This window comes from Pantoea agglomerans (assembly GCF_021397715.1).
GTDB lineage: Bacteria > Pseudomonadota > Gammaproteobacteria > Enterobacterales > Enterobacteriaceae > Pantoea > Pantoea astica.
This window is the reverse complement of record NZ_CP090207.1, coordinates 1579494-1591936: the sequence shown is the minus strand read 5'-3', so window position 1 is coordinate 1591936 and position 12443 is coordinate 1579494. Positions and strand designations below refer to the sequence as shown.

Genomic DNA, 12443 nt, shown 5'->3' with positions numbered 1-12443 from the left:
CATGCAGACGCAAAAATCTTCGCCGTGGATAGCCAATCCCGGCTTTCGCAAAGTGTTTTATCCCACCGTGGTCGCGGTGGTTGTGGTGCTGCTGTGGCAGGGCTGGGTGAGCTACTTCAACATCCCGCAGTTTCTGGTGCCGTCACCGCTGGTGATGCTGCAAAGCCTGTGGACTCATTTCGGGTCGCTGATGATGGCGCTGCTCTTCACCCTGAAAATCACGCTGATTTCGTTTTTACTCTCGATCGTCATCGGTGCCGCCGTGGCCTTTGTGCTGGTGCAGAACCGCTTTGTCGAAACCGCCCTGTTTCCCTACATCGTCTTCCTGCAGGTGACGCCCATCGTCGCCATTGCGCCGCTGATTATTATCTGGGTCAAAGACACCACCCTGTCGCTGGTGGTCTGTTCAACCCTGATGGCGGTGTTCCCGATTATCTCTAACACCACCCAGGGGCTGCGCAGCGTCTCGCCGGGGCTGCTGAGCTACTTCAGGCTGAGCCGCGCCAGTCGTCTGCAGGTGCTGATTCGCCTGCGCATTCCTTCCGCGCTGCCCTACTTTTTCGGTGCGCTGCGAATTTCCAGCGGGCTGTCGCTGATTGGTGCGGTGGTGGCCGAGTTTGTCGCCGGGACCGGCGGAAATAATACCGGGCTGGCCTACCAGATCCTGCAGGCGGGCTATCAGCTCGATATTCCGCTGATGTTCGCGGCGCTGCTGCTGATCTCTCTCGCCGGGATTGCACTGTTTGGTGTGATGTCGTGGATTTCCCGCCGCGCGCTCAGCGCCTGGCACGAGAGCGAAGCGGTTCAGTCTCATTAACCTCTATTTTCAGGCAGGAACACGATGCACATTGAACACCGTCAGCAGGCACTTACTCTGATACAACAGGCATTTCCCGATCTCGACTGGACACTACAGCCGCCAAAGGTTAAACGTCTGTCGCGCGACTTTCACTGGTTCAGCCCGGTACTCAAACGGCAACTGGAAGATAAGCAGGCCGATGCGGTGGTTAAACCGCGCAGTGAAGAGGAGCTGAGTCTGCTGGTCAGCGCCTGCGTACAGCATCAGTTACCGCTGATATTGCGGGGTGGCGCAACCGGCAACTATGGCCAGCTGGTGCCGCTGGAGGGCGGCATTCTGGTTGATATGACCGGCTTTAATCAGCTGTGTGAACTCAGTGATGGCGTGGTGCGGGCGCAGGCCGGAATGCGGCTGGCGGAGATTGAAGCCCTGACCCGCCCGACCGGCTGGGAACTGCGCTGTATGCCTTCGACTTACCGCCTTGCCACGCTGGGCGGGCTGTACGGCGGCGGTTTCGGCGGCATCGGCTCAATCAACTATGGCCCGCTGGCCGCAGCCGGTAACGTACTCAGCGTCAAAGTCATGACGGTGGAGGCGGAACCGCGCATTTTGCAGATACCGGCACCGCAGGCGCTGCTGCTGCATCACGCTTACGGCAGCAACGGGATCGTGCTGGAGGTTGAGCTGGCGCTGGCCCCGGTTCACCACTGGATAGAGCGGCTCGACGTGTTCGACGATTTTACCGATGCGCTGGATTACGCCAATGCCTTTGCCCGTTCACCAGGAGTGGTGAAACGTCAGCTGGCACTCTTTGCCGCGCCGATCCCCGGCTACTTCACCCATCTTAATGGCCATTATCAGGCGGGTCAGCACGCGGTGATCAGCCTGATTGCCGGGGAAAGTGAACGGCTGGCAACGGGGCTGCTGGAGAAATATCGCGGCAGCAACGCGGTGCGGCAGCCTGCCGACGCAGCACGCGAGGCGAATGCGTCACTGATGGAATATTGCTGGAACCACACCACGCTTCACGCGCTGAAGGCAGACAGCACGCTGACCTATTTACAGAGTGCGTTTAACCCGGCCTGTTATCGTCAGCAGATTATTGATATGGCCGCCCGGTTGGGTGATGAAGTGATGTCGCATATTGAGTTCCTGCGTGACGGTGAAGGCAATATCACTGCCAGCGGCCTGCAACTGGTGCGCTATACCAGCGAAGCAAGGCTGAATGAGATTATGGACACCTTCCGCGCTCATGATGTCAGGATCAACAATCCGCATGTCTATCAAATTGAAGAGGGCAAACAGGGCGAGATCAAACCCGAGGTGGTGTCGGTTAAACAGTGCCTCGATCCAGACGGGTTACTCAATCCCGGTAAACTCAAAGGCTGGGCGCTGCGTGACACGCTGGTGTTAGATGACGATCCGCTGTTACTCCAGCGTCAGCCTGGCGAGCCCGCTCGCTGAGCCATCAGGCTTTGAAAAATAAAAAACCCGCTTATCACTCAGCGGGTTTTTGCTTTCAACCGTTAACAGCGGGCGATCAGAGTTCGAACCGATCGAGGTTCATCACTTTGGTCCAGGCTGCAACGAAGTCTTTAACGAACTTCTCTTTAGCATCGCTGCTGGCATAGACTTCCGCCGAGGCGCGTAATACCGCATTGGAGCCGAACACCAGATCGGCGCGGGTAGCGGTAAAGCGGACTTCACCGGTCAGGCGATCGCGACCTTCGAACTGTTCGCTGGAACCATCAACCGCTTTCCATTCAATGCGCATATCCAGCAGATTGACGAAGAAATCGGCGTTCAGTTCCCCGACGCGGCGGCTGAAGATGCCGTGCTGGCTGCCGTCGTAGTTGGTGCCCAGCGCGCGCATTCCGCCAATCAGCACCGTTAATTCCGGCACCGTCAGCGTGAGCTGCTGGGCCTTATCAATTAACAGGTTCTCGGTGGTGGTTTTACCGTAGCCGCGACCGTAGTTACGGAAGCCATCGGCGCGAGGTTTCAGCAACTCAAACGACTCGATATCGGTCTGATCCTGACGCGCATCGACCCGGCCCGGAATAAACGGCACCTCAATCTCAACGCCAGCCGCTTTCGCCGCCTGCTCAACCCCGACCACACCGGCCAGCACAATCAGATCGGCCAGCGAAACCTTGTTAAATTCACGCTGCAGCGCTTCCAGCGTCGGCAACACCCGGACCGCAATGGCGTTTACGTCCCACTCGCGTTGCGGCAGCAGCGCCAGGCGCGCGCCGTTGGCACCACCGCGTTTGTCACCGCCACGGAAGGTAGAGGCTGACGCCCACGCCACCGAGGTCAGTTCGCTGACGCTCAGGCCCGCGGCGGCAATCTTCTCTTTCAGCTGGGCGATGTCGGCGCCGGTCGGATGGTAAACCGGTACCGGCAGCGGGTCCTGCCAGATCAGATCTTCTTTCGGTACTTCCGGACCGATATAACGCGCTTTCGGCCCCATATCGCGGTGCGTCAGCTTGTACCAGGCGCGGGCAAAGGCTTCATTGAATGCCTGCGGATCGTTGTAAAAACGACGCGAAATTTTCTCGAACTCCGGGTCGAAGCGCAGAGTCAGATCGGTAACCAGCATGGTCGGTTTACGTTTCTTCGTCTGGTCGAACGGATCAGGAATAATCTCTGACGCATCGACCGCTTCAAACTGGATCGCGCCCGCCGGGCTGCGCGTCTGGACCCACTCATATTTGAACAGGTTCTCGAAGAAGTAGTTGCTCCACTGGGTCGGCGTCTGCGACCAGATCACTTCCAGACCTGAGGTAATCGCATCAGCACCAACGCCGGTGCCGTGGCTGCTCGCCCAGCCCAGGCCCTGTGCTTCAAGCGGTGCGGTTTCCGGGTCAACGCCAACGTGGTCGGCCGAACCGGCACCGTGGGTTTTGCCCAGCGTATGACCACCGGCGATCAGGGCGACGATCTCTTCATCGTTCATGCCCATGTTGCCGAAGGTGGCACGAATGGCCGGGGCAGCCGAAGCCGGATCGCCGCTGTGTTCCGGGCCTTCCGGGTTGACGTAGATCAGCCCCATTTCCGTCGCGCCCAGCGGTGACTGCGCCAGCGCTTCCGGGTGACGGTGTTCCAGCCAGGTGCTTTCATCGCCCCAGTTGACATCCATATCCGGTTCCCAGACATCTTCACGTCCGGCACCAAAACCAAAGGTGCGGAAGCCGGAATTTTCCAGCGCCACGTTGCCCGCCAGGATATAGAGGTCAGCCCAGGAGATCTTCTGACCATACTTCTGCTTCACCGGCCACAGCAGACGGCGCGCTTTATCCAGGCTGACGTTATCCGGCCAGGAGTTTAACGGGGCGAAGCGTTGCTGACCGCGTCCTGAACCACCGCGACCGTCAACGGCGCGATAGGTGCCGGCGCTGTGCCAGGCCATACGGATAAAGAGACCGATGTAGCTGCCCCAGTCGGCAGGCCACCAGGCTTGTGACTCTTTGAGCAAGGCTTTGAGATCGGCTTTCAGCGCAGCGTAGTCTAATTTGGCAAATTCTTTACGGTAGTCGAACGACTCGCCCAATGGGTTAGAGCGGGATGAGTGCTGGTTCAGCAGGTCGACACGCAGCTGGTTAGGCCACCAGTCACGGCTGGTCGTGCCGCCGCCTGATGTCTGGTTTGCCTTTCCTGCGTGAAAAGGACATTTACCCGCCGCCGCTTCGCGATCGGCTTCGACAATAGGCTTTGCATCTTTTGCATCTTCATCAACAGAATTGCTCATGGTCACACCTCTTTTATGTATTCTCAGCGCTACTCTATAGTGGCTTTTGAAAAAGGCACACCTGTCTCATCCTATACCTTTGATAGCCTGCTCCTTTGAATATGCTTAGCTGAAAAGGTTTTAACGATGAAAAGCGCCGCGCCTGTCAACAGGCACGGCGTAGCGCAGGATGTTCAGAGGGGCGGCTTTCACCGCCCGCCGGTTACTCCGCTACCGGACGGATCCGGAACCAGATGGCATACATCGCCGGCAGGAAGACCAGCGTGATAATGGTGCCGCCCAGCGTACCGCCAATCAGGGTATAGGCCAGCGTGCCCCAGAATACCGAGTGCGTTAGCGGGATAAACGCCAGAATGGCCGCCATCGCCGTAAGCAGCACCGGTCGGGCGCGCTGCACGGTCGCCTCAACCACCGCATCAAACGGGGCCAGCCCCTGCTGCTGATTGTGGTGAATCTGACCAATCAGGATCAGGGTGTTACGCATCAGAATCCCCGACAGCGCAATCAGCCCGACCAGCGCATTGATGCCGAACGGCTGATTAAACAGCAGCAGCGTCGGCACCACACCGACCAGTCCAAGCGGAGCGGTTAAAAATACCATCACCATTGCCGACATGGATCGCACCTGCAAAATAATAATCAGCAGCGTGATGGCGATCATGATTGGGAACAGCGGCGCCATCGCCTGGGTCGCTTTTCCCGACTCCTCTATCGAGCCCGCCAGCTCTATCCGGTAGCCTTCCGGCAGCGATGCGATGATCGGCTGCAGGCGTTTGCCGAGGGCGGCTGAGACATCCGGCGGTTGCAGATCGTCAGCGATATCGCCGCGCACGGTGATCACCGGCGTGCGGTCGCGCCGCCGCAGCAGCGGATCTTCCATCTGTACCTTAACTTCGCCAATCTGTGACAGCGGAATACGCTGGCCCGCCGCGCCCACCAGGGTAAAGTCGCCGATCCGCGCCGGATCGAGCCGGATATTGCCGGCCGCCCGTCCGACCACCTGCACCGAACGAGTATCTTCCCGCACCGCAGTGATCGGCACGCCCGACAGCAGAAACTGCAGCTGGCGGGCCACGGCGCTGGAGGTCAGCCCCACCGCCTGCAAACGGTCCTGATTGAGGGAGAAATGCAGGGTCGGCACCTGTGAACCCCAGTCGCTATTGACCGTTCTCATCATCGGGCTGGCCTGCAGTACCGCTTCCACCTGGCTGGCGATAACCCGCAGCCGTGCAGGATCGGGTCCCATCACCCGCCAGGCCACCGGATAAGGTGAATAGGGGCCAAACACCAGCTGAGTGACGCGCACCCGCGCCTCGGGAGCCAGACCGCTGGCCGCGGCCGCGCGTAGCCGTAACTTCAGCGCGTCACGCGCCTGCTGGCTGTCGGTCAGCACCACCAGCTTGGCAAACGAAGGATCGGGCAGTTCCGGTGCCATCGCCAGATAAAAACGCGGTGGTCCCTGGCCGATATAGGCGGTGACAATTTTCGCCTCCTGCTGCTTTTTCAGCCAGGTTTCGATTTTTGCCGTGGCCGCCGCGGTCTGCTCAATGGAACTGCCGTAGGGCAACTGAAGTTCCACCAGCACTTCCGGACGATCGGAGGTCGGGAAGAACTGTTTTTTCACCAGCCCCATGCCGAACACCGCCGCCACAAACAGCACAATCACCGCGCCCGCCACCGCCCATTTGCGGGCAATTACGCGCGTCAGCAGATGGCGAAAGCGATTGTAGTGACGGGTGTTGTAGATCGCCGCATGGCCGCCCTCGACGGTTTTGATGGCTGGCAGCATCTTCACGCCGAGATACGGGGTAAAGACCACCGCCACCACCCATGAGGCGATCAGCGCAATGCCGACAATCCAGAACATGTTGCTGGTGTACTCACCGGCGGTCGACTGAGCGAATCCGTTGGGCATAAAGCCCACCGCGGTGACCAGCGTCCCGGCCAGCATCGGTGCGGCGGTGTGGCTCCAGGCATAGGCGGAGGCTTTAATCCGATCGTAGCCCTCCTCCATTTTGACCACCATCATTTCGATGGCGATGATCGCGTCATCCACCAGCAGCCCGAGCGCCAGTATCAGCGAGCCCAGCGTGATCCGGTCGAAGTTTTTCCCGGAGGCCTCCATCACCACAAATACCACCGCCAGGGTTAACGGCACCGCGGCCGCCACCACCACACCGACGCGCCAGCCCATGCTGACGAAGCAGACCACCATCACCACCAGCAGCGCTACGAAAAACTTCACCATGAACTCATCAACCGCCGAGCGGATATTCACCGACTGGTCGGTGACCTGAGTCAGCGACATGCCGAGCGGCATCGCCTGGTTAATTTTGACGGTCTCCGCCGCCAGCGCCTTGCCGAGATCCAGCCCGTTCCAGCCGTCACGCATCACGATGCCGAGCAGCAGCGCCGGTTCACCCTGATTGCGCACCAGAAAGGTGGCAGGATCGTCATAACCGCGCTCGACCGTTGCTACATCCGCCAGCTTCAGGCTTCTGCCCTGCACCACAATCGGCGTTTCACGGATCTTTTCCAGCTTATCGAAGGCCCCTTCCAGCCGGATAAATACCTGCGGTCCGGCAGTGTCGATGGAGCCGGCTGGCGTCAGAACGTTCTGGTCATTCAGGGCGGCGAAAATGTCCTGCGGCGAGATGCCGAGCGTCGCCAGTCGATCGTGTGAGAAGGAGACGTAAATGCGCTCGGCCTGTTCACCAATGATGTTGACCTTTTTCACGCCCGGCAGATGCAGCAGCCGCTGACGCAGCGCTTCGGCATCTCGCACCAGCAGACGCTGCGGTTCCCCTCTGGCCTTCAGCGCCAGTAGCGCAAACGTCACATCGGAGAACTCGTCATTGATCATCGGGCCTATCACTCCGGCAGGCAGATTGCTGGCCTCATCCCCGAGTTTTTTACGCGCCTGATAGAACTGCTCCTGCACCTGTGACGGCGGCGTTTTGTCCTGCAACGACAGCATGGTGTAGGCCATACCAGGACGGGTATAGGTTTCACTGCGGTCATACCATTTCAGCTCCTGCAGCCGCTTCTCCAGCGGTTCCGCCACCTGATCCTGCATCTCCTGCGCAGTGGCGCCCGGCCAGGCGGTGATAATCGTCATCTGTTTAACGGTAAACGGCGGATCTTCCGCCCGGCCGAGTTCAAAAAACGACAGCACCCCGGCGACGGTAATCAGGATGATCAGAAACAGCGTGATGGCGCGCTCACGTACCGCCAGCGCCGAGAGGTTAAACCGTCCGTGACTCATGGCTGGCTCCCGGCGGCGTCAGCCTGGCTGAGACGGACACGTTCGCCTTCATGCAGCAGGTGCGCGCCCAGCGCTACAATCGGCTCTCCCGGCTGGAGTTCACCGCTGACGGTAGCCGACTCATCACCGAGACTGATGACTTTTACCGGCTGCCAGGCGACGGTAGCGGGCGGCCCGGCAATCTGCCAGACGCCAGGGCCTTTGCCCGCATCGTAGAGCGCGGCCAGCGGCACCTGCAGCAAAGGCTGTGTGGCCTTGTTGGGGATCGCGAGGTTGACGGTCGCGCCAAGGGGCGCAGCGGCCAGCGCCCCTTCCAGCACATATCGGGCTTCAAAGGTACGGGTCAGCGGGTCCGCCGCATCCGCCAGCTGCCGCAACCGGGCCGGCACCGCCGCACTATTGCGGCCATAGAGGGTTGCCATCGCTACGCTACCCAGCGCCGGACGCAACGTTTCCGGCAGCTCGACCCGCGCCTCACGCTGACCGGCGCGGGCCAGCCGGATCACCGGTTCGCCCGCGCTCACGACCTGGCCCGGTTCGGCGAGCGTGGCCATCACCACGCCATCGGCGTCCGCCAGCAGCAGCGCATAACCGCTGGCGTTTCGCGCCACATCCGCCTGCGCTTCTGCCGCGCGCAGTTCAGCTTTCGCCGTCTCTGCTGCGGCGCGGATTTGATCGTAAGCCGATGCGGAGACCGCCCCGCTGCTCAGCAGGCTGCGGTAACGCGCCTGATCGGCCGCGGTCTGTCTGAGGCGGGCCTGTGCCGCGGCAACGGCCTGCTGCCGGGCCTGGACCTGCAACTGCAGATCGACCGGGTCGAGACGCATCAGCGGCTGACCGCGTCTGACGCTCTGGCCGTTATCCACCAGACGTTCAAGAATTTTGCCCGATACCCGAAAGCCAAGATCGCTCTGGACCCGGGCAACCACCACTCCACTGAAGGCGCGTGCGGCGTCAGTGGCGCTGACCACCTTTGCGACCCGGACCTGAGGCGGCTGGTTGCGCGGATCGTCATCACGGGCAGTGTCATGGCAGGCAGCCAGTGCCAACGGCAGCAGGCATAGAGCAACGGTGGCAGGATTAAACCTGTACATAGGTGACCTTTATCAGTGAATGGGGAGTTCGCGCCATTCTCTTATCAAGTGACCAATATTGTCAATGGTCACAAAATAGCGATTAAGGATCACTTTTGGCTCTGCACCTGCGGATTGTCATGCCCGCAAAGTTATCGGCGCAGTGCGCGGCAACAGGCGGGCGGATAAGCAAAAGAAGAGGCAACGAATAAAATAGTGACTACTGATAATTTACGTCACGGGATGCGAATAGCGAAACAAGCCGGCGCGGGCCGTCCGTCAGGTGGCGACGCTGAGGAGTGCATTAAGACGTTAAGCGACTGACGCGGGAAGGGTTGCTGAAGACGAAAATCAGCGCCTTATTACTAAGGCGCTGTGTTGGGGAAGGGATTAACGCCAGCCGAGTTCCGGCGCGACATATTTCAGTATCGCCTCAATCACATGCGCGTTATACGCCACGCCCAGCTGATTCGGCACGGTCAGCAGCAGCGTATCGGCTTCAGCAATCGCTTCATCCTGCGCCAGTTGCTTAATTAACTGCTCCGGCTCAGCGGCATAGCTGCGGCCAAAGATGGCGCGGGTTTTTTCGTCAAGGAAACCCACCGAATCCTGGTCACTGCCGCTGCGGCCAAAGTAGGCGCGGTCCATGTCATTCACCAGCGCAAAGATGCTGCGGCTGACTGAAACCCGTGGCTCGCGCTGATGACCAGCGGCTTTCCACGCTTCACGGTAGGCGCGGATCTGCTTCGCCTGCTGAATATGGAAGGGCTCGCCAGTTTCATCATCTTTCAGGGTCGAACTTTGCAGGTTCATACCCATTTTTGCCGCCCACTCTGCGGTGGCATTGGAGCCAGAGCCCCACCAGATGCGATCACGCAGCCCTTCTGACAGCGGTTCGAGGCGCAGCAGACCCGGCGGATTCGGGAACATCGGCTGCGGATTAGGTTTAGCAAAACCTTCACCGCGTAGCACCTCCAGGAACTCTTCGGTATGACGACGTCCCATATCCGCGTCGGTCTCCCCCGCTTTTGGCTCAAAGCCAAAATAGCGCCAGCCATCCACCACCTGCTCCGGCGAACCACGGCTCAGGCCGAGCTGCAAACGACCGTTGGAAATCAGGTCGGCTGAACCGGCATCTTCCACCATATAGAGCGGATTCTCATAGCGCATGTCGATCACGCCGGTGCCGATCTCAATTTTTTTGGTGCGGGCACCCACCGCCGCCAGCAGCGGGAACGGGGAACTCAGCTGGCGGGCAAAATGATGCACGCGGAAGTAGGCACCATCTGCGCCCAGCTCTTCGGCCGCCACCGCCAGATCGATCGATTGCAGTAACACATCCTGCGCCGATCGGGTGGCTGACTGTGAAGAGGGTGTCCAGTGACCGAAGGATAAAAAGCCAATCTTTTTCATCTGTTACTTCTCCTGGCGGGCAACGCTAACCCGCACATGCTGAGGCGATTTTCGATAAGCAAAGGTTACGCCGTCGTCGTCGCCACTGATAGTCAATATCTTTCAGCGCCATATTCAGGATTTTCGACATAGCTAAGAAAAATAACGTCTTTGTCTTTGCGCCGCGTTTATTTCACTGTGGCTGCCTGTTCCTCTTCTGCCAGGTTGATCATGCAAAAAAGCCGTGCCGGTTACCTTCATCCGCAGCAGCGCGCCCTGCTGCAACAGCTGTCGCGCAGTGCGTTGTGGCGCACCGAACTGCCGACCTGGCTGCTGATCATCGCTATCTATGGCGGCTGGTTCGGTACGCTGCTCAACTGGCAGATGCTCGGACGGCTGCCCGCTACGCTGCTGCTGACTGGCTTTACCGCCTGGTACATGTCGCTGCAGCATGAGCTGATCCACGGGCATCCGACGCGCTGGCCGCGGGTCAATCAGCTGTTTGGTACTCTGCCGCTGGCGGTGTGGTTTCCGTTTGGCCTCTACCGCGATTCCCATCTGGCCCATCACCGTAATCACACCCTGACCGAACCGGATGACGATCCGGAAAGTTACTACCTCTCCGCCGCACGCTGGGCGCAGCTGTCGCCGTGGCAGCAGCAGCTGATCCATCTGCGGAACACTTTTTTTGGCCGGTTGCTGCTGGGTCCGCTGCTGGATATCGTCGGTACCTTCAGGGCGATGTGGCGGGCGATACGCGGCGGCGATCGGGCCGCGATTGGGATGTGGCTGCTGCACGGCACCCTGCTGGCGCTGCTGTTGTGGTGGATGGTCCAGCGCGGTTTTTCCCCGCTGTGGTATCTGCTGGCGGTCAGCTACCCGGCGCTGGCGCTGACCAAAGTGCGCTCCTTCTACGAGCATCGCGCGGCTGACGATCCGCTGGCGCGTTCGGTCAACAATGAAGCGGCGCTGCCCTGGCGCATCCTGTTTCTGAATCTGAACTACCATTCAGTGCATCACGATCTGCCCGGCGTGCCCTGGTATGGCCTGCGCCGCCTCTATCTGCTTGACCGCGAGCGCTACTATCAGCGTAATCACGGTTTTCGTGTGGCGGGCTACCGGGTCTGGCTGCGTCAGTTCTGGGCGCGACCGGTCGGAGTCAATGCCCATCCGGGGAGTTCAGAAGAGGCACGCCATGACTGACCTGCTGGCATTACCGATGTATGACATTGATCGCCTAACCACCGTGGCGCTCAGCCAGGCCATCGTGACCCTGCTGGCGCAGCACGGCACGGCGGCACAGCCGATCTGGCCCGATGATCTGCTGGCCCACTGGCAGGACGATCGGCTGCTGCTGAGCCAGACCTGCGGCTATCCGCTGGTGACGCGGCTACCCGCGGTGCAGCTGGTCGGCACGTTTCACTACAGCGCGCCAGGCTGCAGCGGTCCCGATTATCGTAGCTGGCTGGTGGCGCGGGATCAGGGCGCGACGCTGAGCGACTTTCATGCGCGTCGGGCGGTGGCTAACAGCGTGGATTCGCACTCTGGCTATAACGCGCTGCGTGTGGTGGCGGCACAGCAGGGCGTGATGTTTTCACGGCTGGTGCTGAGCGGCGGGCATCGTCAGTCACTGGCGGCGGTGCGTCAGCATCAGGCCGATATCGCGGCGATTGATTGTGTCAGCTGGGCACTGATCGCCCGATATGCGCCGGAGGAGTTACAGGGACTGCATATTATTGGCGAAACCCCGCCTGCGCCCGGACTGCCGCTGATCACCTCTGCCGCGACCTGCGCGCAACAGCGCGAGACGCTGCAGGCGGTGCTGGGCGAACTGGTGACCGATCCGGCGTGGCGGGAAGTCTGTGCAGCCAGCCTGATTAGCGGCTTCAGCCCGCTGCAGCGCGAGGATTATCAGACGATTATCCGCATTGAACAGCAGGCAACAGCGCTTGGGGTGACCCGACTTTGAACAGCAGAGGCGCTCAGGCCTCCACTTTTGTGCCCTTTAACAGCACGCACTGAAGCCACAGAGCAGGCTGTGGCCGATCAGGGGCAGGCAATCCGCAGCGCTGAACAGAATGAGTCGGCCAGGAGAGCCCGCAGGACGCGGGCGAAAGGCGGGGCGGCACAGGATGTGCCATCCCCGGCGGTCCGTCAGGCAGG

The 12443-nt window shown here is 60.3% G+C and carries 8 protein-coding genes; 4 read left to right on the top strand and 4 right to left on the bottom strand.

All coding sequences use genetic code 11. The features are described from left to right. Nucleotide 1 precedes the first annotated feature (1 nt). A complete protein-coding gene (locus LZU96_RS07430; RefSeq protein ID WP_233987696.1) occupies nucleotides 2-817 on the top strand; it encodes an ABC transporter permease in 816 nt (271 codons plus the stop codon). A gap of 24 nt (nucleotides 818-841) precedes the next feature. Continuing rightward, the gene (locus LZU96_RS07425; protein ID WP_233987695.1) at nucleotides 842-2263 is read left to right on the top strand and encodes an FAD-binding oxidoreductase; all 1422 of its coding nucleotides are present in this window, start codon (nucleotides 842-844) and stop codon (nucleotides 2261-2263) included. A 76-nt stretch (nucleotides 2264-2339) separates the two neighbouring features. On the opposite strand, the gene katG is transcribed toward LZU96_RS07425, so the two are convergent. From katG to LZU96_RS07405, 4 genes are all read right to left on the bottom strand, one after another. Beyond that, entirely contained in the window at nucleotides 2340-4550 is a 2211-nt protein-coding gene (katG, locus tag LZU96_RS07420; RefSeq protein ID WP_233987694.1) for a catalase/peroxidase HPI, read from the bottom strand. 202 nt (nucleotides 4551-4752) lie between these two features. Further along, nucleotides 4753-7815 carry an efflux RND transporter permease subunit gene (locus tag LZU96_RS07415; protein ID WP_233987693.1) on the bottom strand — a complete coding sequence of 1021 codons (3063 nt, stop codon included), beginning with the start codon at nucleotides 7813-7815 and terminating at the stop codon, nucleotides 4753-4755. Next, nucleotides 7812-8909 carry an efflux RND transporter periplasmic adaptor subunit gene (locus LZU96_RS07410; RefSeq protein WP_233987692.1) on the bottom strand — a complete coding sequence of 366 codons (1098 nt, stop codon included), beginning with the start codon at nucleotides 8907-8909 and terminating at the stop codon, nucleotides 7812-7814. The genes LZU96_RS07415 and LZU96_RS07410 overlap by 4 nt, the downstream gene beginning before the upstream one ends. Nucleotides 8910-9278: 369 nt before the next feature. Next, nucleotides 9279-10301 carry an LLM class flavin-dependent oxidoreductase gene (locus LZU96_RS07405; protein WP_233987691.1) on the bottom strand — a complete coding sequence of 341 codons (1023 nt, stop codon included), beginning with the start codon at nucleotides 10299-10301 and terminating at the stop codon, nucleotides 9279-9281. Nucleotides 10302-10511: 210 nt separating this feature from the next. Between LZU96_RS07405 and LZU96_RS07400 the strand changes: the two genes are divergently transcribed. Both LZU96_RS07400 and LZU96_RS07395 read left to right on the top strand, forming a co-directional pair. Then, on the top strand, nucleotides 10512-11483 hold the full coding sequence (locus tag LZU96_RS07400) for a fatty acid desaturase (protein ID WP_233987690.1): 972 nt from the start codon (nucleotides 10512-10514) through the stop codon (nucleotides 11481-11483). Beyond that, complete coding sequence (locus LZU96_RS07395; protein WP_233987689.1) at nucleotides 11476-12249, top strand: phosphate/phosphite/phosphonate ABC transporter substrate-binding protein; 774 nt, start codon at nucleotides 11476-11478, stop codon at nucleotides 12247-12249. The genes LZU96_RS07400 and LZU96_RS07395 overlap by 8 nt, the downstream gene beginning before the upstream one ends. The last annotated feature ends 194 nt before the right edge of the window (nucleotides 12250-12443 follow it).